The following is a 21,961-nucleotide window of genomic DNA, read 5'->3' on the forward strand; positions in this document are numbered from 1 at the left end:
TTGTCAATTTTACAAATCGATTTTGAAAGTCCAATTTAAATGATCGTCACTCTTTGAAAAAAGTTACTCCCAAAAAGTATTTAGGCCAACATTTTCTGAAAGATGAAAACATCGCTCAGAAGATTGTAAATGGTTTGCAAAGTAACGAAGCAAAAACAATTCTTGAAATAGGGCCTGGAACGGGAGTTCTGACAAAGTACTTATTAGAGAACCAGTCACTCCATTTTTTGGCCTTTGATGTGGATAATGAGTCTATATCTTTCCTTAAAGAGGTGTATCCGGCCAGCACTGATCATTTCCTTCTTGAGGATTTTTTGAAATATGATCTTCAAAAGCTGGAGCCTCCATTAGCGGTTATTGGTAATTTCCCTTACAATATTTCCTCGCAGCTTTTTTTTAAGATATGGGATCATAAAAATGCAGTAATAGAGGTGGTATGTATGATCCAAAAGGAGGTGGCTGATCGTATTATTTCAAAAGAAGGGAATAAAACATATGGCATTTTAAGTGTTCTTTTACAGGCATTTTATGATATAGAATATCTGTTTTCTGTGCCACCCCATGTTTTTAATCCTCCACCTAAGGTGCAGTCAGCTGTTATCAGGCTGGTGCGTAATGACACTGATCAATTAGGTTGCGATGAGAAGCTCTTCAGGCGGGTGGTAAAGGCGGGGTTTGGAAAAAGACGGAAGACCTTGCGCAACGCTTTAAAAGACCTAAATTTGAAGTTTGATACCTCAAAGCCGGTTTTTGATCAACGAGCCGAGCAACTTTCAGTATCAGATTTTATCTCACTAACAAACTATATCTCTGAGGATGGAAGCAGTGATGCCATTTGAGCTTTCCAGGGAATACCTGGAGCGTTTTCAGCAAGCAATTGATGAGAAGGATGAGGCTTTTATCAAAGAATCACTCGATGGGGTGAACCCTGCGGATATTACAGCGCTGCTTTATGAATTTGATACTGAGGAGTGCAGATATGTTTTTGAGCTGTTGCCGAAGGAAGTTGACGCGGCGATTTTAAATGACCTGGAGGATGATGTTCGGAGGGACTTTATTGCTGAATTTACTCCCGAACAGCTGGCACAATACCTGGAGCACCTTGATTCTGATGATGGCGCTGACATCCTCTACCAGATGTCCCTGAAAAAGCGGGAAGAGGTCATCAAATTTATCAGCAATGAAGAGAAGGCAAGTCACCTGATAGACCTGCTTCGCTATGACGAAGATGTAGCGGGAGGTCTGATGGCTAAAGAGCTTATAAAAGCGAATATGAACTGGACGATTCTCCAGTGCATTGAAGAGATCAGAAAACAGGCCGAAAATGTTCAGAAGATCTACTCCGTGTATGTGGTAGATAACATGGGTAAGCTGCTTGGTAAGGTGAGCTTGAAAAAGATCATTCTTGCGGATGATAATGCCAGGGTAGCAGACATTTATGATGACTCGGTGGTTTCCGTGGAGACTTACATGGACGAGGAGGAAGTAGCCCTCATTATGAGAAAGTACGACCTGGAGGCTGTACCTGTAGTAAATGCCAGAGGAAAGCTGGTAGGTAGGATTACCATAGATGACGTGGTGGATGTGATCACCGAAATGGCTGAAGAAGAACGACAAATGATGGCTGGTATCAGCTCAGATGTAGAGGAGGATGATACCGTTTGGATGTTGTCAAAAGCTCGTCTGCCCTGGCTGATCATTGGTATGGTAGGAGGGCTGATAGGTGCTCAGTTTCTGGGACTCTTTGAAGGAGATATTGCTGTGATACCTGCATTGGCTTTTTTTATACCACTGATCACAGCTACAGGTGGTAATGTAGGGATTCAGTCTTCATCTATTGTTGTTCAGAGTCTTGCTAATCCTAATGTTTTTGCAGGATCACTTTTCCAAAGACTCATCAAGGTGCTTTTTGTGGCTGTAGTGAATGGTGTCATCCTGGCGCTAATGGTTTTTGGTGTAGTTATGCTGGTAAATAGGAATGAGTCGCTGGCTGCAACAGTTTCCATAGCACTGTTTAGTGTTGTATTGCTGGCTTCATTCATGGGAACCATTACCCCTCTTTTGCTTAATAAATTTGGTATTAACCCTGCTTTGGCATCCGGGCCTTTTATCACTACTGCGAACGATTTGATCGGTTTAGCCGTTTATTTTTCCGTCGCCCATTTGCTTTACAGTTTATGAAGGATTCTCCGAAAGTACTGATTGTTGATGCTATGCATGACAGCATCAGCGAATTGTTTTCAGAAGCGGGTTTTGAGCCGGATTATCGACCTGCGATTACCAGGGAGGAAGTATTGTCTGTTATTGATCAATACGGCGGACTTGTGGTTCGAAGTAAATTAAAAATAGATAAAGAGCTTGTAGACAGGGCTACTAGTTTGCGTTTTGTGGCCAGGGCAGGAGCCGGACTGGATCAGATAGATTACGCTTATCTTTCTGAAAGGGGAATAAAGCTTGTGAATGCTCCGGAAGGCAACCGTGATGCTTTAGGCGAGCATACAACAGGGATGCTCCTGTCTCTGATGCATAAGCTACACACTGCTAATCTGGAAGTGAAAGCGAGGAACTGGGATCGTGAAGGGAATAGAGGCTATGAGCTTATGGGTAAAACTGTCGGCATTTATGGTTATGGCTTTATGGGCTCAGCTTTTGCGGAGAAACTCAGAGGCTTTGGAGTACGGATTTTGGCTTTTGATAAATACAAAACGGGCATCTCCAATGATATTGTGGAGCAAGTGGATGTAGATACGTTTCAGCGAGAGGTTGAGATTTTGAGCATCCATGTGCCGCTGACTACTGAAACCAGATTTCTCTTTGATGCTGATTATCTCCATGCATTTAGAAAGCTGCAGTTTATTCTCAATACATCCCGTGGCGAGGTTTTAAAATTGTCGGCACTGGCGGACATGCTTGATGCAGGTAAATTACTGGGAGCTGGTCTGGATGTGCTGGAAAATGAGAAGCTTAATAATCACTCACCGGAGCAAAAAGCTGATTTTGATAGGTTAGCAGCGCTGAAAAATGTTATCATGACACCTCATGTAGCCGGATGGACATTTGAGTCTTATCGTAAAATAAATGAGGTGATCGTTTCAAAATTGGTAAAAGAGGGTCTGGCTTATGCGGGGTAAATTGTTTTGATCTTGTAAAAGCCCTATATTTGCAAACTCGATATAGAAAATTAAGAAAACTTAAATAAAGGAAGGCGGTCCGTTTACGGGCCGTTCTTTTTTGTTTAAATGGCATAAAGTATAAAAAAATTATGGCAGTCAATTATTACACCAAGGAAGGTTTAGAGAAGCTCAAAAATGAGCTAACTGAACTGAAAACTAAGGGTAGGGCAGATATGGCAAAGCAGATTGCTGAGGCCAGAGATAAGGGTGACCTTAGTGAGAACGCTGAGTATGATGCCGCAAAGGATGCTCAAGGGCTTTTGGAACTCAAGATATCTAAGCTGGAGACTGTGGTGAGTAATGCCAGAGTAATCGACGAATCAAACCTTGATACATCAAAAGTGGGGATACTCTCCACTGTAAAGATCAAAAATGCCAAAAATGGCATGGAAGTGACTTATCAGATCGTGGCAGAGGAGGAAGCTGATTTGAAGCAAAACAAAATCTCGATAAAATCTCCGATTGGAAAGGGTCTTTTAGGTAAGAAGAAGGGCGAAAAAGCTATGATTAAAGTGCCCGCTGGTGAAATGGAATTTGAAATACTTTCAATCTCGTATTAATGCCTTCTATATTTTCACGCATCATTGCGAAAGAGATTCCTGCTCATATCGTGGCAGAGGATGAAAACTATATTGCATTTCTGGATATCAACCCTTTGGTAGAAGGCCATACGCTGGTTATTCCAAAAAAGGAAGTGGACTACATCTTTGACCTGGACGACGAAACGCTGGCAGGTCTCCATTTATTTGCAAAAAGGGTGGCTAAGGGGATTGAGTCCGTAGTAAAATGTGAGCGAATAGGTGTTACCGTTATTGGGTTGGAGGTTCCGCATGCACATGTACACCTTATCCCCATTAATAACGTGGATGATATGAACTTTGGCCGTATGAAGCTATCGCCTTCTAAAGAGGAGCTGGCCGAGATAGCTAAAAAAATCAAAGAAGAAATATAAGCTCATTTAGCTCTGGAAGGGTTTTCACTCAGAAATGCCTTCCAGCTTTTGAAGCTTTTTTGTGCCTTTCCTCCCTGGTAATGATGACACAATGCTACCGCCAATGCATCGGTAGCATCCAGCATAATGTCCGGTGAATCTTTAAACTTAAGGAGAGTTTGGAGCATTGCCGAGACCTGTTCCTTGGAAGCATTACCATTTCCGGTTACAGACTGCTTTACCTTTTTTGGGGCATATTCGGTGATGGGGATTTCCCGGGAAAGGGCAGCTGCCATGGCTACACCTTGTGCACGTCCGAGTTTTAGCATGGATTGGACATTTTTTCCATAAAAAGGAGCTTCCAGCGCGACTTCATCCGGATGATAATCATTGATCAGGCTTAGTACCCGTTCGAATATTTTTTTTAGCTTTAGCTCATGTCCGGTATATTTTCGGAGGTGGATCACACCAAATTGGAGCAGCTCCACTTTCTGCTTATTGACTTTGATGATTCCGTAGCCCATCACGGTGGTCCCGGGGTCCAGTCCTAAAATGATTTTTTCTTTTGCAGATGAGGCAACTACAGACATTGGTGCAAATTAACCATTACCAGCAGAACTTGAAAAAATGCGGAGAGTGGATAATAAAGATCACAATCAGCGCCCTCTGTTTTTATTTCATTTATGAGCACATGGACGCCGGCACGTTGGCTAATGGCACAATTCCTCAAAACATTTCCACTAACCTTGGCATTGCAGTTGTCTTTGGTTTGTCATTCGTTAATTGGGCTCTTGAAGCTGAACGGTGGAGGATATCCCTGCCGGATGAGCGCCTTTCTTTCAATCAGGCGCTGCAGGGAGTGCTCTCAGGTCTGGCGATGAACTGGGTAGTTCCTTTCACCCTTGGAGATGTCGGAGGAAGGCTTGCCCCACTCAAGGACAAAAAGCGATCAGCTCTTGCTTTGCTCCTCAATAGATCTGTGATGCTTTTATTTACCGGGGTGTACGGAGGTACGGCGGTTTTGTACTACTTCGATATGCTTAATGGGTGGACCTTATTGTTATTAACCAGTGCCGGTGCAGTATTCATAATTTTCATTTTAAAGAGTAAAGCAACGTTTCAGTCTACATTCGGAGAGGTAACAAAGATCATTCTCCTGTCTGTTGCCAGGTATGCAATATTTACTATCCAGTTTTATTTATTGATCAGGTTAAGTTTACCCACTATTCCACCTTTACTTATCTGTCTGGGTATTGGTTGGGTTTTCCTCTTTCGCTCTCTCATTCCTTCGCTTTTTGGCAACTTCGGAGTGAGGGAAGCCAGCGCTTTGTTCTTTTTTAATTCTTTCCTTTCAAATCCCGAACTCATCCTTATTCCATGCTTTTTGATTTGGGTGATCAACACCGTTTTACCATCGGTTGTCGGAGCGCTCTTTTTATTGAAATTAAGGGTTAACATTGCGCAATGATCTTTTTCATTGCCTTTTCCGTACTTCACAACATTTTTTTCTCCTGGGCAAGGTACTACTGGCGAAAGATCCCTCGTGCTGAATGTTTGAGTAATAAAGATTTACCCGGGTATTTTTTTTCAGTCATTATTCCCGTTAGAAATGAAGCGTCAAATATCCGAAATCTTTTGCATGACCTTGAAAATCAGCTCTATTCTAAAGATTATTTTGAGGTCATTGTAGTAGACGATCACTCTGACGATGGCACAGCATCCAGGGCCAGGGAAATTTTAAAGGAATTGACTTTGTCCTATCATATCCTGATCCTGGATGACGTTTCGGGTAAAAAAGAGGCCATTACATCAGGTGTAAATCATGCCAACGGAGAAATTATTCTGACCACTGACGGTGATTGCCGGGTAGGTCCGGAGTGGTTGGAGGCTTATAATGCGGCTTATACTTCAAGCGGACATGCAATGCTCACTGGTCCTGTGCGGATGGAAGGTGCAAGCCTGTTTCACCGGATGCAGAGCTATGAATTTGCCGCCCTGATGGGAGTAGGGGCTGCAAGTTTAAGATCAGGTAATCCAGGGATGTGTAATGGAGCCAATCTTTCTTATGAGAAAAAGGTATTTGTGGAAGTGGATGGGTATGAAGGTAACAAACACATTCCTTCCGGGGATGATGAGTTTCTTCTGCAAAAAATACATGATACACACCCTAAAGATGTTAGTTTTTTGAATAACCCTGATGCGGTGGTTACTACCTCGGCTAAAAGTTCCGTACGATCATTGATCAATCAGCGTGTCCGATGGGCTGGAAAATGGAAATTTCATAAGAGTTCTTTTATCCGCCTAATGGCAATACTGGTCTTTTTTAATTATGCTTCTGTCCTGTATGGATTTTCAGAGGGAATTTTGAGTGTTACAGGCTTTTATCTTTTTGCCTTTATCTTTCTAATCCGTTGGATATTCACCTATTTGTTTGTTCACGAGGTTTTGACTTTTTTAAACCAAAAAAAGCTTTTTGGAGTCTCTTTGCTGGTGGAGATATTTTACCCTCTCTTCGTGACTTTCTTGGGATTAGCTTCTATTTTTGGGAAATATTCTTGGAAAGGAAGGCAATACAAATGACCGATGACGAGTTTGACGTATTAGATGAATTGTATTTTGTTCAGTCCTTTAAAGAACTGATGAGCCTTACCGGTAAGTCTGAAAAAGAGCTCGTTCCGGTCCTCGAACGTATTTATCATAAGGGTTGGATAAAAATACTGGAAAACATAGATGATGAGATTTCCAGGGATAAGCTTGATTTTAAAGCCCTCGACCAGCAGAATTATTACTTTATGGCCACCAAAAGTGGCTTAATGGCTCACAATTCTTAAACCGTATGTCTGCAGGCCTAGATATAAAAGACCTGGAGCTTAACGCGCTCCTGGAGATCACACAGGCGATAAATAATAATTTATCGGAGGTAGATTTATTTAGGATTTACCGTTTTACGGTATTGGGTGATCTGAAGGTAAAGCAACTGGCGTTGTATGTAAAGGATGAAGACTGGATATGTAAGGTGCATTTTGGCACAAAGACCGACTGGGGAAAAGTCAATTTACCGGACCAGTTTCAGTCACTGGATCAGATACGTATCCTGGGAAGTGAAGATGGAGATTTTCAGGCTTTTGATCAGGTTATTCCTGTTTCACATAAAAATAAGCAGTTGGCAGTAGTCTTTGTGGGAGGGTTGCCAAAAGAAGATGTCACCAGCTCGTCTACATTTCTTAAAGCACTTACCAATATTATCATTGTGGCCATTGAGAATAAGAAACTGGCCAGAAGGCAGTTACAGCAGGAGGCTTATCGTAAAGAGCTTGAAATAGCCAAAAAGGTGCAAAACTTCCTTTTCCCTAAAGCTCTGCCAAAAACTCACCGGTTAAAAATAGAAGCAGTTTATCTGCCTCATCATGATGTGGGAGGTGACTATTATGATTATCTGGCCATTGATAACGACCGATTTCTGGTTTGTGTGGCTGACGTGAGCGGAAAAGGCGTTCCCGCGGCTTTATTAATGTCAAATTTCCAGGCATCATTGCGAACACTCGTCCGTAAAACACAAGACCCAAAGGAGATTGTTACAGAACTTAATCATGTGATTACCCACAGCGGAAATGGGGAGAATTTTATTACCTTCTTTTTAGGCATATATGATTTCAGGTCCCGAACCTTTGAATACGTGAACTGTGGCCACAATCCTCTATACCTTGTAACGGAAGAAGGGCTGACAGAATTGAATGATGGTACCACCATCCTGGGTATGTTTAACCCACTTCCATTTCTGGAAACGGTATCCATTCCAAACCTGAAAAACTTCTTCTTTTTTGGCTATACAGATGGTCTGACAGAGACATTTAATTCATCGGATGAGCAATATGGGGAGGATCGTCTGGTCAGATTTTTCCAAAATGGGTTGCCTGAAGACATCAATCAATTGCATATTGATATATTACACAGTATAGATGATTTCAGGGAAGATACTCCCTACAGGGATGACATTACGATGCTTTCCTGCCTGGTGAAAAACCAATGATGAAAGGTTACTTTTTTCGGACCCCTTTCTGGATGAAATGGCTTTATTCAGATCTGGTCTGGTCTGTTTCCACTAAGGATAAAGTCTTGTTCCTTACGTTTGATGATGGGCCTACTCCGGTTGTGACAGAGTATGTTTTGCAGCAACTATCAGCCTTTCATGCCAGAGCTACTTTCTTTTGTATCGGAAACAGGATTAAAAAGTACCCATCGTTGTTTGAGCGGGTTCTGAGTGCCGGGCACCAGGTGGGCAATCACACAGAGAATCATCTAAACGGATGGAAAACCGAAAACGAATTATACCTTCGCGGTGTAAGGTTATTTGATGAGAATTATAGTACCGCGTTTTTCAGGCCCCCTTATGGCAAATTAACCCGCAAGCAAAAGCACTCATTATCAGACCGCAGCATTATAATGTGGTCTCATATGGCAGGGGATTTTGACAGAAAACTGGATGTTACAAAGTCTGTTTCCTGTCTTAAAAATGCTAAACCAGGTTCTATTCTCGTTTTTCATGACAGTGAAAGAGCATTTAAGAATTTGAGGGTTATACTTCCCAGAGTTCTGAAACATTTTTCCCGGTTAGGTTACCAGTTCAAAACACTAGAAGAATATGCAATTGATTGATTCACATGCACATATATATTTAGAGGAATTTAAAGAGGATATTGAGAGCATCCTGGACAGAGCAAAAGAAGCAGGGCTGGAGAAGATATACATGCCCAACATTGATCACACTTCGATAGATGATATGCTTGAGCTTGCGGACCGGCACTCTGGTTATTGTATCCCCATGATGGGTTTACATCCGTGCTCGGTAAAAAAAGACTTTGAAAAAGAGCTCTACCTCGTGGAAGAGTGGCTGGATAAAGGTGAGTTTGCAGCTGTTGGTGAGATGGGCACTGATTTGTACTGGGATAAAACCTTTTATGCACAGCAAAAAGAAGCCTTTAAAATACAATGTGAGCTGGCTTTGAAACATAAGCTCCCGATTGTGATCCACTGCAGAGAGTCCATTGATGAGACGATTGAGCTTGTACGTCCTTTTGCTGAGAAAGGCTTGAATGGGGTGTTTCATTGTTTTACGGGTTCGGTCTCCCAGGCAGAGGAAATCGTAAAGCTTGGATTTAAGCTCGGGTTAGGGGGAGTTATTACCTTTAAAAATGGAGGAATGGAACCTGTGGTGGAGCAACTGGACCTTTCACACATTTTGTTAGAAACGGACAGTCCATATCTGGCTCCGGCACCTAATCGTGGGAAACGAAACGAACCAGCCTTTGTAAAGCTTGTGGCAAAAAAAATCAGTGATGTTATTGGCAAGGATATCGGGGAAATTGGAGAAATTGCAGCCACAAACACCATTGACCTCTTCCGGAAAAAATGAATTACAAAATTGTAAATATCAGGACGACAGCCAGTGTTGATCCCAAGGATTCAATTTTGATTATATATACAGGTGGTACATTTGGTATGGCCTATGACGATTCGGGTTCTCTTGCCCCGTTTAATTTTGGCCGGGTCATTGACAGAATTCCGGAGCTAAGTGGTCTTAAGCTTAAACTCACTGTGATCTCATTTCCGGAACCGAGAGATTCCTCAAACATAGATTATCACGATTGGCAGAATATAGCTTACATCATCTACGAGAATTATTCGCAATACGATGGTTTTGTCATTTTGCATGGGACGGACACTATGGCTTACACGGCATCTGCATTGAGCTTTATGTTAGAAGGTCTCAATAAACCAGTGATTTTTACGGGAGCTCAGATCCCGATCGGGCTTATTCGGTCTGATGCGCGGGAAAACCTGCTCACAGCATTGGAAATTGCATCAGCTAAAGAGAAAGGAAAACCTATAGTAAGTGAAGTATGCATTTACTTTAATTATTATTTGCTCAGGGGTAACAGATCTCAAAAAATAAGAAGCAGTACGTTTGCAGCATTTCAATCACAAAACTACCCATGGCTAGCTGAATCAGGTATAGATATTGAGTATCGCAGAAACTATCTGGCCAGGTATAATCCAAAAGGCAGGCTAAGTATCAAGCGAAATTTTGATGATCGTGTAGCTATTCTTAAGGTCTTCCCCAGTATAAATAAGCAGGTCATTGAAAGTGTATTTGCTATCCCGGATTTAAGGGGTGTTGTATTAGAAGCATACGGCTCAGGAAACACTATGAGCCATGAGTGGTTTCTTGAAATTATTGAGAAGGCTATCAAAAAAGGGATAATCGTATACAATGTCAGTCAGTGTAGTGGGGGTGAGGTTATACAAGGACGTTATGAAACAAGTAAGCGGCTAAAGGATATAGGTGTGCTCAGTGGTGGGGACATTACTACAGAAGCTGCTGTAACCAAACTAATGTTTCTTTTAGGGAATGAAAAAAATGATAATGAAATCAGAAGAAAATTGGTTATTCCTTTAAATGGCGAAATGGATAATTGAATATTTTCTAAATAGACTCAAAATTTGCATAAAGTTAATTTTCTTGATTTATTTGTCGCCTTGGATTTAAAAGAATGCATAAAAAAGGAGAGGTGGCCGAGTGGTCGAAGGCGCACGCCTGGAAAGTGTGTATACCCTTCACGGGGTATCGAGGGTTCGAATCCCTCTCTCTCCGCTAAGTATTCGAATTATTAATATATTTACGATTCATTATAAAATAAACTTAACCGAAGACTACCAAACACAAATTATGAAACAGTTACTTACGCTTTTGATGCTTGCAGGTGTTTTCACCTTTTCTTCAGTGAATGCATACGCGCAGGAGGATGCATCCGATGTAGCATCGGATACTACTGCTATGACTGATGATACTACTGTTGTAGAAGAACCAGTCGCTGCTATCGCACAGGAAATCATTGAGGAACCGGAGGAAGAGCAAAGTCGGAGTTTTCACCAGATTGTAAAAGAACAATTCATCGATGGTGGACCTACTTTCATGGGAATCGTATTGCTTTGTTTGATTTTAGGTCTTGCAGTGGCAATTGAGCGGATCATTCACCTCAATCTAGCGACAACAAACGTTAAAAAACTATTAGCCAACGTGGAAAGCGCCCTGTCATCAGGTGGTGTTGAAGCTGCTAAAGAAGTTTGTAAAAACACAAGAGGTCCTGTAGCATCAATATTTGTTCAAGGAATGATGAGGATGTCAGAAGGCATCGAAATGGTAGAAAAATCTATTATTTCTTACGGATCTGTAGAGATGGGTAAGCTTGAAAAGGGAATGATCTGGATCTCACTTTTCATTTCGCTTGCACCAATGCTTGGGTTCATGGGTACGGTAATCGGTATGATCGATGCGTTCGACGCTATTGCTGAGGCTGGTGATGTATCTCCTTCCTTGGTTGCAGGTGGTATTAAAGTTGCACTTTTGACTACAGTAGGTGGTTTGATTGTTGCGGTAATACTTCAGTTGTTCTATAACTACCTTGTATCCAAGATTGATAGCCTTGTAAATAGCATGGAAGATGCTTCTATCTCTCTGGTAGATATGCTTGTAAAGCACAATCTTTCTAAATAAACATCAAAACTGAGAAGACACATGGATTTAATAGACGTAGGATTATACGCTAGTTACATACTGATTGTATTATGTGCATTAGCTGCTATTATCATTCCGCTGGTTCAGTCCTTTGGTGATCCGCAGAGCCTGGTGAAGTCAGGTATTGGGATTGTTGCTTTGGCCGTTATCTTTCTGATCGGCTATTCTGTAGCAGGAAGCGATGCTTTAGGAACTACTGAAACCACATCGAAAATGGTAGGTGGTGGAATTATCACCATGTACATTTTGTTTTTAATAGCGATAGTAGGTATCGTATATACAGAAATATCTAAAATTATTAAATAATGCCAAGAGGTAAGAAAAGACAGCCACCTGAGGTGAGTTCAGGGTCGATGGCAGACATTGCGTTTCTTTTGTTGATTTTCTTTTTGGTGACTACAACCATCGCAAACGACAAAGGGATCATGATGCTCTTGCCTCCGCCACCTGATCCAAATCAGGAGCAGCTTGACCTTAAGTTGCAGGAACGAAATATTTTCAAAATCCTTGCTAACTCTAATGATCAGCTGCTGGTAGAAGACGAACCTTACCGTGAGCCTATCTCTAATCTTACGGAAGAGGTGAAGAAATTTGTTTTGAACTTTGGAGCTCCTACAGAGGAGGGGCTTAAGGTTTACAACAGTCTTCCGTCAGATATGAAACGATACGTAAACCAATACGGCAAAAGCCCTAAGTCTTCTGATGATCCTACCAGCGGTAACGCTGTAGTATCCTTCAAAGCACAGCGGGGTACTAGCTATGATCTGTACATCCAGGTACTGGATGCTGTGAATGCAGCTTATAACGAGATCTATGCTGAGCGTGTTGGTCTTACGGTAGAGGAGTGGCTAGCCCTTGACAGAGACGATGATATCCAAAAGGATATGTATACACGTGCTCGTCAGGGTATTCCACGAGCGATATCAATTGCGGAACCAGATAAATAAAATCAGGAATTATGTCAAAATTCAAAAAGAGTTCAGGAACTTCACAGGATATTCCAACGGCGGCATTGCCTGATATTATCTTCATGCTGTTATTCTTCTTTATGGTAACTACCGTGATGAGAGAAACAGACATCATGGTGAAGCAACAACTCCCAAAAGCTACACAGCTCACTAAGATTGAAAGAAAGTCTTTGGTTAGTTATATCTATATAGGAGAGCCTAAAAATTCCAATCTCTATGGTAGTGAACCTAAAATTCAGACAAATGATGTTTTTGTGGACACAAAGGATATCATTCAGTTTGTAAACCAGGAGAAGGATAAGCTTTCGGAAGTTGAACGAGATCAAATCACAATGTCCCTAAAAGTGGATGAGGAGGTGAAATTTGGTATCATAGATGATGTTCAGCAAGAATTGAGAGAAGGAAATGCCCGAAGAGTTTTATACAGCTCTATAAAACGAGCCGAGGTAAACTGATATATTAATTGATTTTTTATAAAAAGGTCATGGATCATTTTAATTCATGACCTTTTTTATTCCTGCTTTTTTATGATTTCTTTACTTATATCTGCCAAAAACGCTTCGGCTTCCTCGAATAAGTTTTCAGCTTCTGTCTTTAGACTTTTCAATTCTTTGTCAGAGGCCTTTTTTACTTTTTTGATTTGATTTTTAACCTTGCCTCGTTCTTTTTTCAGTCGTTTTACGGTTTCTTTCACCTGGTAAGTTGCATCTGAGGCTATTTCACCGGTAGAGTTTTCAAGTTGTTCTATCTTTTCGTCCAGTCTTTTAGCGGTTTGATCCAGCTGCTCTACGAGTTTCTCTTTTCTGTCGGCAAGAGAACCTGAACGCTTATCTGTTTCACACGCCATTAATGCCATGGCAATCAATAAGTACAATCCCGCTTTATGAATTTTCAACATGTTTATCACTTACGCTTTTGGTTTCCAGTTTTTCTTTTATCAATTCATACGAAGAATCTACCATGAATGATTTTTCTTTTGATAAGATAATTGGGGTTTTCATCTTTGAAGGATCCTTGGCCAGAATCTTGACTAGCTCTTCATCATCGTACTGATCATAGCTGGAAAGACCTTTCGCATCATGGAGGTCTGAAATATCTTTACCAAGTAATTGGGCTACTTCAGCCACCTGCTTCTCAGTAAGATGGTCTTTATGAATATCCCTCTCATTTATTTTTACTGATTTTATGGAGAGAGCATACCCCTTAGCTGCTTTATCTTCAAGCTTGTTACTATTGTATATAAAAAGATATTCGTTTTCTGCAATCATCATTTACACAGGTTTTGTTTACTATGCTAACAAGCCCTTCCAAGCTGATGTTTGTGATTATTTAATAAAGATTGTTTTGGCATTTACAAACTCTCTGATCCCAAGTATAGATAATTCGCGACCATAGCCTGATTCTTTAATTCCCCCGAATGGAAGTCTTGGATCAGACTTCACAAAGTCATTCACAAATGCTGCGCCTGCGTCAAGCTTTTTCATGGCTATTTCCTTTGCTCGTGTCAGGTCTTGACTGAATACTGCGGAACCAAGCCCGTAGCTGGTGTCGTTAGCTATGGTTATGGCTTCCTCTTCATCCGTAGCTGTGATGATTGCAGCTACAGGGCCGAAAAGCTCCTGATCATAAGCGGGCATACCTTTTTTTACGTTGGTCAAAAGAGTAGCCGGATAGAAAAAACCTTTTCCCCCGGGGATTTTTCCTCCTAAAAGGCATAACGCTCCCTGGTCAATGGATTGCTGAACCTGAGAGTGGAGTTTTTCCCTCAGATCAGCGCGTGCCATTGCTCCCAGGTCCGGATTGTCGTTGACCGGGTCCCCATATTTTTTAGTCTTAAGTAGCTGGAAAACTTTATCAATAAAGACCTGTTCGTTTTCAGGGGTGACAATAAATCGTTTTGCAGCGATACAGCTTTGACCCGTATTGAGTAGTCTTCCTGCAACACAGGTCTTTGCTGCATGATCAAGATCTGCATCATCTAAAATGAGATATGGGTCACTTCCCCCGAGTTCCAGCACAGACTTCTTCAGGTATTTCCCTGCCAGGGAGGCCACTGATTTACCGGCTTGAGTAGATCCGGTCAATGTTACGGCCCTGACTTTAGGATTTGATATGACACTTTCCATATCAGGAACGTCCGCAATCAGCGTTGTAAACAAATGCTCAGGGAATTGAGCTTTTCTGAACAGTTCTTCAATGGCCAATGCACAGCCGGTAGTGTTGGGGGAATGCTTAAGCAATGCTGCATTTCCGGCCATTAGTGCAGGAGCGGCAAACCTAAAAACCTGCCAAAACGGGAAATTCCATGGCATAATTGCCAGGACAGGGCCAAGGGGCTCGTAATGTACCAGACTCTCGGAAGCATCAGACTCTATATGTTGATCTTGTAAAAACGAACCGCCATTTTCTGCATAGTATTCGCAAGTCCATGCACATTTTTCTATTTCGCTTACAGCCTGTGAGAGGGGTTTCCCCATTTCACTGGTAATGAGTTTTCCAAGCTTTTCTTTTTCTGTCCTGAGAAGATCACTTACATGCATAAGTTTTTCTGTTCTTTCGCTGAAACCTGTGGCTTTCCATTTAAGCCAGGCCTTGAAGGTAAGATCTATTTTCTCTGCAATTTCTTGCTGATCAAGGTAGGAATACTCGGCCAGCTGAACTTCAGTAGCGGGATTAGTAGTGCTAAAAGTGGGCATGCTATGCTATCGCTTTTTGTTCTAAATAAGGCAACCAATCCTGTCGTAAGCTTTTCATGGTTGACCGTATGAACATAACATAGGTGGGTCGTATTGGTTTTTTTATAAGCTCCATCCCGGCCTGGTCCAGGGTGAAATCGCCTTTTTTGGTATTACAGTTTCTGCATGCGGTTACCAGATTGGTCCACGAAGACTTTCCGCCTTTGGACTTAGGGACTAAATGATCCAGGGTCAGATCTTTATTTGTTCCGCAATATTGGCAGGAAAACTGGTCCCTTTTGAAAACATTGTGTCGTGTAAGTATGACCCCTTGATAAGGCACATAGATGTATCTTTTGATTCGGATAACGGAGGGGAAAGGATATGCTGCATTTATAGAGCGTAGAGCCTTTTCTTTAATATCACTAACGAGTTCAGCCTTGTTCAGGTACATAAGCAAAAACGCCCGCTCCGTAGAACAGAGCGTCAGGGGGCTGTAATCCTGATTAAGTACTAAAACGGTGCTCATTAGATTTTCATTCGTTCCAACTCTCTTTTTTGATCTTTCTTCTTAATGCTTTCTCGCTTGTCAAATAGTTTTTTGCCGCGAGCTACTGCTACCTGCACTTTCGCAAAGCCACGTTTATTGATGTATAGTTTTGCGGGGACAAGTGTAAGTCCTTTTTCTTCAATCTTACTTTTTAGCTTTTCAATTTCTTTTTTCTTCAAAAGAAGCTTTCTCTCTCGTTGCTGTTCGTGGCTTTGGAATGAGCTTTCTCTGTATGGAGAAATGGTCATTCCTTTTATAAAGGCTTCATTTCTGAAGATATGGCAATAGGCTTCCTGGATGCTGGCCTTGCCTTCCCGGAGAGATTTGATCTCCGTCCCCTTCAGGACTATACCAGCTTCATAAGTTTCTATAAACTCGTATTCATGGCTGGCTTTCCGGTTTCTTATTTGAATATCGTTTGAAAAACGTTGCTTCTCTTTGGACATAACACACTAGATCAATTTAAAAATAAAGAAGTTGTAGCTAGAATAGAAGAATCTTTCTTAAAAAACCATTCTGGGCTGAGGACTATCTCGCAAAGATCCTTCTTTCCCAGCTAAAAACTGATAATAGCCCGCTGTGGCGATCATCGCAGCATTATCTGTGCAGTACTCGAATTTTGGTATAAAAACCTTCCACCCCTGCTTCTCTGCTTCAGCCTGGAGTTGTTTTCTCAATCTGCTATTAGCTGATACACCACCCGCAATAGCGATGTTTTTGATCTTTTTGATCCTAGCTGCTTTTCGCAGTTTTACAAAAAGCATATCAATCAGTGTTTGCTGCAGGCTGGCAGCCAGGTCATTTATGTTTTCCTCCAGGAAGTTTTCGTTTTTCTTCTTTTCATCTCTTAAAAAATAAAGGAACGCCGTTTTGATCCCTGAAAAAGAATAGTCCAGGTCCGGGATGTCGCTATGGGGAAGGGTAAACCTGTGAGGGTCTCCGGATTGAGCCAGCTTATCTATTTGTGGTCCCCCCGGGTAACCCACTTCGAGAAGCTTAGCACACTTATCAAATGCCTCGCCTACTGCATCATCTTTACTCTGACCGATCACTTCCATATCGAGAAAGTTTCTTACCAAAACAAGCTGCGTATGCCCACCACTTACCGTAAGGCAAATGAACGGGAAATCCGGCTTTGGTTCGTCTATAAAGTGAGCCAAAACATGAGCCTGCATATGATTTACAGGGATAACAGGAATGTCCAGTGCCATTGCCGCAGCTTTTGCAAATGAACTCCCCACCAGCAGCGCACCCAGTAGTCCAGGTCCCTGGGTGAATGCTATCGCATTTAAATCCTGCATGGTTATACCTGAGGCATCAAGCGCTTCGTTAATTACAGGGACGATATTTTTCTGATGGGCACGAGAGGCCAGCTCAGGAACTACTCCACCATAACTTTCGTGTATAGATTGTGTTGCAATGATGTTATTGATAATTTCTCCATCTTTGCAGATGGCAGCAGCGGTTTCATCACAAGATGACTCGATACCTAGAATGAGAGTACTCATCTTTTCTTTAAATTATTCATTTAGGCTTTGAAGGGACAGCATGTGACAATCAAAATTTTGACCTATGCCAGAAAAATCCTTTTTTGGACCCTGACATTCCTGGCATCACTACTTCTTATTTCATTACTGCTTCTTCAAACCAGCTTCTTTCAAAATTATCTGACAGATTTTGTGCTGGAAAAGATCAATGCACAAACCCGACAGACCGCAAAGATTACAAACATTAAGATTAAATGGTTCGATTTTGTGGAGATTAAAGGGCTGGAGGTGAAGGACTACAAGGGAAACCGACTGGTGTATGCTTCATCACTCGATGTGGATTACCAGCTTAACCACTTGATTTCTGAGGGCAATTTGTTATTCGATAAGGTGGTGCTGGAAACGGGAGAGCTTAACCTGATCAAGTACCAGGATACACTGGCAATAAACCTGGTGGAGTTTATCAATGACCTCAATAACCTCAATAGAAAACCAAGGGAACCCAAAAAGAAAGCAACACAGCTCAGTTTTGGGAATGTTCGGCTTAGCGATTTCTACTTTTCCTATAACAACTTTGAGAAAGATTCGCTGGAAGATGGGTACTTTGACTATGGGCATTTTCGGCTGGATATTCCGGCCGCCTCTATCCTAAACTTTAAGTTGAGGAATGACACCATCGAAGCAAGTATCAGGTCATTTGAAGGGATGGACAGGGCCTCAGGATTGGATATTAATAAATTAAAAAGTGATTTCCACCTGTGTAATCGAAATTTGACCCTAAAAAACCTGTTGCTCGAAACACCAAATTCGACCGTACGGGACTTTGTTAAATTGGAATATGCAAGCCTGAAAAGTCTGGGATATTTTGTAGATAGTGTAACCTTTGATGTCAATCTCGTAGGCTCCACCATTTCAAAGAAGGATCTGGACCTCTTTGCCAATATTCCCGTAGATGATTTTGAGTTGGATATTACTTCACGAATTTCAGGGAGTATACCTCGTTTATCATTTGACGGGCTAAAGATTTCTACAGGACAAAGGTCTCACTTGTATGGGGATATTGATTTTACAGGCTTACCAAATATTGAAGAAACTTTTGTTGATGCACGCATTGATGACGCTGAGCTTTTATCGGCAGACCTTCACCCATTTTTAGGAGATGTGGCCGCTAATCTGGCTACCCTGGGAAGTATCGGTTTTACCGGAAGATTTCTGGGGTTCACCAATGATTTTGTGGCGAATGCGGAGTTCCAGACAGACAAAGGGAATGTGTCTTCAGATTTGAATCTTAAGTTTCCTAAATCATGGCGAGATGCCAGTTATTCCGGTAGTCTCAAACTGGATGGTTTTAATGTTGGCAGTTTGATAAATAAACCCAGCATGATCGGAGTGGTTAATCTGGATGGTAAAATTGATGGGAAGGGTCTTACACAGCAAAAGGCTCGTTTTTTCCTCAATGCGAGGCTGGATCGCTCTACATTCTTTGGCTATACTTATGAGAAGATTGAAGCTAAAGGAGACTTTGCTGCAGAGCTCTTCAAGGGAGAATTACTGGTAGAAGATAAGAATTGTGATCTAACGGTATATGGAGATGTAGATCTGGGGGCCTCTCCCGAGGTTGTCAATATCAGGTCTCGTATAGATACGTTAAATCTCATGGAGCTTGGTTTTACGGATGAACCATTCCAAATAGCTTCAACACTGGATGCTAATGTCACGAGCCTCAATATTGATAGTGTTGAGGGGGAGATAAAACTCAAGGATATTATGCTTTCTTTTAGAGGTGAATCCATTAATCTCGATTCACTTCATATAAGATCATTTAGAAACGCAGCTAATCGAACAATTGACCTGAGTCTTGCTGACCTGAGAGCAAATCTGGAAGGTAATTTCCTTTTTTCCACACTTTTATGGGATGCTCGTAAGGTTGTTCGGGAGGTTAAGGATTACTTCAGTACAGGTCCGGGGGATAGTCAGCCTCCAGAGGTTTTTGAGGAGGATTTTGATCAATATACAATAGACTTTACATTGGAGTATGGTGATATAAATGAATATGTTAAGCTTATTAAAGAGGACCTTTACCTATCTGATAATGGAAGAATAGAAGGTACCTATTACCAGCGACGCAATGCAACACTGTCCTTTTACACTAAAATTGATTCGATCAACTATCAGGGTATAGGTTATAAAGGGAATTCTCTGGATGTCAACCTGTCAAAAGATCTGGATTCAATGGGAATCATCGCTTCAGCCTATTTAATTTCTGAAAAACAGATCTGGCGAAATATCAAAACCACCGAAGATCTGGAAGTAGAAGGAGTTTGGTTTAACAATAAGATCAATTTGAATCTTAATATTGATCAGCCGGGAAACAACAGCTCTGCTTCAATCAGCGCTGAGATGCGTCTGCTTGAGGATCGCCTGGTGTTTAACTTCCTGCCTTCCCGGGTTATTGCGATGGGTAACCGGTGGTTTTTTAACCCTTACAATCAGATTAACCTGATCGGTGAGAGTATCATTTTTGATCGCCTGGAGTTGTATCAAAATGAGCAGTCCATTTTGCTGAAAGGAAGGTACTCCGATAGCCTGACTACTGATTTAGCTTTAGAGTTTACTGATTTTGACCTGAGCATTCTTAATACCGTCTTCCCGACAAAAGTCGGAGGAATCTTGAATTCCAAGGTGGACCTGAGTAGAGATGACTTTAGGGATCCTTTTAAACTCACCAGCCAGATTAATATAAATGATCTGGAGGCCAATGAATTTATCATTGGAAATCTGGAAGGCTCTACAAACTGGGATCCAATGAAAAAGGGGCTTAATATAGATCTGGACATCACGAGACAGTCGGTGAATACGGTTGCTGTTTCAGGATACTACTACCCGGATTCAGTTGATCAACTGGATATTAAATCTGAATTTAATGGAGCTGCTCTTGGTTTGCTGGACCCATTTTTCGTAGGTCTGTTTTCAAATCTTCGCGGTGGTGCTGATGGCAATATTCAGGTTTCCGGCAAACTATCCAGACCCATATTAAATGGAAAAATGTCGGTAAGTGATGGGCGTATGACTTTTGATTACCTGGGAACCACCTATGATTTTTCAGGAGATCTTAGTTTTGACAATCGGGCAATAAACTTTGATGGGATCAGGCTGGTGGATCGTGACGGAGATCGGGCCTCATTGAGTGGGAAAATATCTCATTCGGGATTTCAGGATTTCAATACAGACATACATATTGCCGCCAGTAATTTTTCATTTCTAAACACTACGGCAATCGACAACAGCCTATATTATGGTACGGCAAACGCTTCGGGTGATATTACCATCACCGGGCCATTTAATGATTTACTCATAGATGCAAATGCGACCACCGAGAAGGGAACCAAAATTTATATCCCCCTATCATCGGAAAGCGACGTGACTCAGAAGGATTACATTTCATTTGTTGATTTTTCAGATACTACGAAGCGGGTTAATCTGGAGGAGATAGTGCGTCAAAGTATCTCGGGCGTTCGGCTTGATTTTGAAATAGACGTAACGACTGATGCCTATGTGGAGCTGATCTTTAATTTCAGGACAGGTGATATAATAAGGGGAAGAGGTAACGGAAACCTGAATATGAGGCTGGATACGAATGGGGAGTTTGAGCTGTTCGGTGACATTAGTATTACTGAAGGTGCATACAATTTTACTATCCCTAATTTCATCAATAAGGAATTTGTAGTAGTGCCGGGGAGTACCATCTCATGGTATGGCGACCCGTATTCCGGGGTTTTGAACCTTGAAGCTACTTATCGTCAACTAGCTTCGTTTGAGGATTATCGAGGATTGGAAACGGATGGTGTTAATCAAAAGTATCCTGTTTTGGTTGTACTGAAGCTTCAGGGAGATATGCTTTCTCCTACCATTGATTTTGAGGTGAGAATGGATAACACCCAGGCTTCTCCAGCCACTGATCAGCAGTTGATCCTTCAGACGATCAACAATGATGAGCAGGAGCTGAAGCGACAGGTATTTAGCTTGCTTATTTTGCGAAAATTTTCTCCACAGCAAAGCTTTTCCGTAGGAGCGGGGGCTTCAAGTGTAAGTAGTGTAAGTGAATTTTTGTCTAATCAGTTTTCATACTTTGTCAGCCAGATGGATGAGAATCTTGAAGTGGATGTAGACGTAGATCTCGAGTCGTTAGACCCGAATGCCTTTAACACCTTCCAATTACGCCTTTCTTATACCTTTTTGGATGGACGACTAAGAGTGAGTGGCGGTGGGGCAATATCTCAAAATGCAGCGGAGGATGCCTCAGCTACTGACTTTGTAGGGGACTGGTCGGTCAGATACCTACTTACCTCAGATGGGCATTTACGGGTCAAGGCATTTAGTCAGGCAGAACAAATAGCCGGTGCCCAGCAAAGAGAGACGGGTGTAAGTTTTCAGTATATAAAGTCCTTTGATGATTTCAGAGAACTACTCAGAAAAAGCCGTGAAGAAGCTATTAAAACCAAGCCAAAGGACATGTCTGAGGAAAAAAGAGCAAATAATCCGCCAGGCACCTAAACAAGCTTCTTCCAGGTAGGTTTACCATGCATGAAATGACGGGCTGC

Annotated in this window: 24 protein-coding genes and 1 tRNA gene; 18 read left to right on the forward strand and 7 right to left on the reverse strand. The window is 41.7% G+C overall.

Features of this window, described 5'->3' with window-relative positions; all coding sequences use genetic code 11:
- The first annotated feature begins 53 nt into the window (after positions 1–53).
- The 5 genes from rsmA to AC3E9V_RS06485 all read left to right on the forward strand — a co-directional run bounded on the left by rsmA (position 54) and on the right by AC3E9V_RS06485 (position 4,125).
- Positions 54–839 (forward strand): 16S rRNA (adenine(1518)-N(6)/adenine(1519)-N(6))-dimethyltransferase RsmA, encoded by a 786-nt coding sequence (gene rsmA, locus AC3E9V_RS06465; protein WP_488752377.1) that lies wholly within the window; start codon positions 54–56, stop codon positions 837–839.
- Positions 817–2,181: a magnesium transporter gene (gene mgtE, locus AC3E9V_RS06470; protein WP_488752378.1), complete on the forward strand. Its 1,365-nt coding sequence runs from the start codon at positions 817–819 to the stop codon at positions 2,179–2,181. The genes rsmA and mgtE overlap by 23 nt, the downstream gene beginning before the upstream one ends.
- Positions 2,178–3,131 carry an NAD(P)-dependent oxidoreductase gene (locus tag AC3E9V_RS06475; protein WP_488752379.1) on the forward strand — a complete coding sequence of 318 codons (954 nt, stop codon included), beginning with the start codon at positions 2,178–2,180 and terminating at the stop codon, positions 3,129–3,131. Before mgtE ends, AC3E9V_RS06475 begins: the two co-directional genes overlap by 4 nt.
- Positions 3,132–3,262: 131 nt before the next feature.
- Positions 3,263–3,733, forward strand: a complete 471-nt coding sequence (gene greA / locus AC3E9V_RS06480; RefSeq protein ID WP_488752380.1) for a transcription elongation factor GreA — start codon at positions 3,263–3,265, stop codon at positions 3,731–3,733.
- On the forward strand, positions 3,733–4,125 hold the full coding sequence (locus tag AC3E9V_RS06485) for an HIT family protein (RefSeq protein WP_488752381.1): 393 nt from the start codon (positions 3,733–3,735) through the stop codon (positions 4,123–4,125). The genes greA and AC3E9V_RS06485 overlap by 1 nt, the downstream gene beginning before the upstream one ends.
- Before the next feature lie 2 nt (positions 4,126–4,127).
- Here the strand turns inward: AC3E9V_RS06485 and ruvC are convergent, their stop codons facing one another.
- Positions 4,128–4,694 carry a crossover junction endodeoxyribonuclease RuvC gene (gene ruvC, locus AC3E9V_RS06490; protein WP_488752382.1) on the reverse strand — a complete coding sequence of 189 codons (567 nt, stop codon included), beginning with the start codon at positions 4,692–4,694 and terminating at the stop codon, positions 4,128–4,130.
- A gap of 29 nt (positions 4,695–4,723) precedes the next feature.
- Between ruvC and AC3E9V_RS06495 the strand changes: the two genes are divergently transcribed.
- The 12 genes from AC3E9V_RS06495 to AC3E9V_RS06550 all read left to right on the forward strand — a co-directional run bounded on the left by AC3E9V_RS06495 (position 4,724) and on the right by AC3E9V_RS06550 (position 13,103).
- Complete coding sequence (locus AC3E9V_RS06495; protein WP_488752383.1) at positions 4,724–5,572, forward strand: lysylphosphatidylglycerol synthase domain-containing protein; 849 nt, start codon at positions 4,724–4,726, stop codon at positions 5,570–5,572.
- A complete protein-coding gene (locus AC3E9V_RS06500; RefSeq protein ID WP_488752384.1) occupies positions 5,569–6,684 on the forward strand; it encodes a glycosyltransferase in 1,116 nt (371 codons plus the stop codon). The genes AC3E9V_RS06495 and AC3E9V_RS06500 overlap by 4 nt, the downstream gene beginning before the upstream one ends.
- Positions 6,681–6,935 (forward strand): hypothetical protein, encoded by a 255-nt coding sequence (locus AC3E9V_RS06505; RefSeq protein WP_488752385.1) that lies wholly within the window; start codon positions 6,681–6,683, stop codon positions 6,933–6,935. The genes AC3E9V_RS06500 and AC3E9V_RS06505 overlap by 4 nt, the downstream gene beginning before the upstream one ends.
- Positions 6,936–6,940: 5 nt before the next feature.
- The gene (locus AC3E9V_RS06510; protein WP_488752386.1) at positions 6,941–8,134 is read left to right on the forward strand and encodes a PP2C family protein-serine/threonine phosphatase; all 1,194 of its coding nucleotides are present in this window, start codon (positions 6,941–6,943) and stop codon (positions 8,132–8,134) included.
- Positions 8,131–8,760 carry a polysaccharide deacetylase family protein gene (locus AC3E9V_RS06515; RefSeq protein WP_488752387.1) on the forward strand — a complete coding sequence of 210 codons (630 nt, stop codon included), beginning with the start codon at positions 8,131–8,133 and terminating at the stop codon, positions 8,758–8,760. Before AC3E9V_RS06510 ends, AC3E9V_RS06515 begins: the two co-directional genes overlap by 4 nt.
- Positions 8,747–9,517, forward strand: a complete 771-nt coding sequence (locus AC3E9V_RS06520; protein ID WP_488752388.1) for a TatD family hydrolase — start codon at positions 8,747–8,749, stop codon at positions 9,515–9,517. Before AC3E9V_RS06515 ends, AC3E9V_RS06520 begins: the two co-directional genes overlap by 14 nt.
- Positions 9,514–10,581 carry an asparaginase gene (locus AC3E9V_RS06525; RefSeq protein WP_488752389.1) on the forward strand — a complete coding sequence of 356 codons (1,068 nt, stop codon included), beginning with the start codon at positions 9,514–9,516 and terminating at the stop codon, positions 10,579–10,581. Before AC3E9V_RS06520 ends, AC3E9V_RS06525 begins: the two co-directional genes overlap by 4 nt.
- Before the next feature lie 86 nt (positions 10,582–10,667).
- Positions 10,668–10,756 (forward strand) — tRNA-Ser (locus tag AC3E9V_RS06530).
- 75 nt (positions 10,757–10,831) lie between these two features.
- Complete coding sequence (locus tag AC3E9V_RS06535; RefSeq protein WP_488752390.1) at positions 10,832–11,659, forward strand: MotA/TolQ/ExbB proton channel family protein; 828 nt, start codon at positions 10,832–10,834, stop codon at positions 11,657–11,659.
- 21 nt (positions 11,660–11,680) lie between these two features.
- The gene (locus AC3E9V_RS06540; RefSeq protein ID WP_488752391.1) at positions 11,681–11,986 is read left to right on the forward strand and encodes a hypothetical protein; all 306 of its coding nucleotides are present in this window, start codon (positions 11,681–11,683) and stop codon (positions 11,984–11,986) included.
- Positions 11,986–12,627 carry an ExbD/TolR family protein gene (locus AC3E9V_RS06545; protein ID WP_488752392.1) on the forward strand — a complete coding sequence of 214 codons (642 nt, stop codon included), beginning with the start codon at positions 11,986–11,988 and terminating at the stop codon, positions 12,625–12,627. Before AC3E9V_RS06540 ends, AC3E9V_RS06545 begins: the two co-directional genes overlap by 1 nt.
- Before the next feature lie 11 nt (positions 12,628–12,638).
- Complete coding sequence (locus tag AC3E9V_RS06550) at positions 12,639–13,103, forward strand: ExbD/TolR family protein (protein ID WP_488752393.1); 465 nt, start codon at positions 12,639–12,641, stop codon at positions 13,101–13,103.
- Positions 13,104–13,159: 56 nt separating this feature from the next.
- Here AC3E9V_RS06550 and AC3E9V_RS06555 read toward each other — a convergent pair whose 3' ends face one another.
- The 6 genes from AC3E9V_RS06555 to tsaD are packed head-to-tail and all read right to left on the reverse strand — an operon-like array spanning position 13,160 to position 17,381.
- Positions 13,160–13,546, reverse strand: coding sequence for a hypothetical protein (locus tag AC3E9V_RS06555; RefSeq protein ID WP_488752394.1), 387 nt, complete (start codon positions 13,544–13,546; stop codon positions 13,160–13,162).
- Complete coding sequence (locus AC3E9V_RS06560) at positions 13,530–13,919, reverse strand: thioredoxin domain-containing protein (RefSeq protein ID WP_488752395.1); 390 nt, start codon at positions 13,917–13,919, stop codon at positions 13,530–13,532. Before AC3E9V_RS06560 ends, AC3E9V_RS06555 begins: the two co-directional genes overlap by 17 nt.
- A gap of 54 nt (positions 13,920–13,973) precedes the next feature.
- Positions 13,974–15,344 (reverse strand): NAD-dependent succinate-semialdehyde dehydrogenase, encoded by a 1,371-nt coding sequence (locus AC3E9V_RS06565; protein ID WP_488752396.1) that lies wholly within the window; start codon positions 15,342–15,344, stop codon positions 13,974–13,976.
- Position 15,345: 1 nt separating this feature from the next.
- Entirely contained in the window at positions 15,346–15,852 is a 507-nt protein-coding gene (locus AC3E9V_RS06570; RefSeq protein WP_488752397.1) for an HNH endonuclease, read from the reverse strand.
- Entirely contained in the window at positions 15,852–16,319 is a 468-nt protein-coding gene (gene smpB / locus AC3E9V_RS06575; RefSeq protein WP_488752398.1) for an SsrA-binding protein SmpB, read from the reverse strand. Before smpB ends, AC3E9V_RS06570 begins: the two co-directional genes overlap by 1 nt.
- Positions 16,320–16,376: 57 nt before the next feature.
- Positions 16,377–17,381, reverse strand: coding sequence for a tRNA (adenosine(37)-N6)-threonylcarbamoyltransferase complex transferase subunit TsaD (gene tsaD / locus AC3E9V_RS06580; RefSeq protein WP_488752399.1), 1,005 nt, complete (start codon positions 17,379–17,381; stop codon positions 16,377–16,379).
- 42 nt (positions 17,382–17,423) lie between these two features.
- Here tsaD and AC3E9V_RS06585 point away from each other — a divergent pair, with 42 nt between their 5' ends.
- Positions 17,424–21,914, forward strand: a complete 4,491-nt coding sequence (locus tag AC3E9V_RS06585; protein WP_488752400.1) for a translocation/assembly module TamB domain-containing protein — start codon at positions 17,424–17,426, stop codon at positions 21,912–21,914.
- Positions 21,915–21,961 lie beyond the last annotated feature (47 nt).

The sequence above is a fragment of the Marinoscillum sp. HNIBRBA16962 genome, assembly GCF_057801515.1.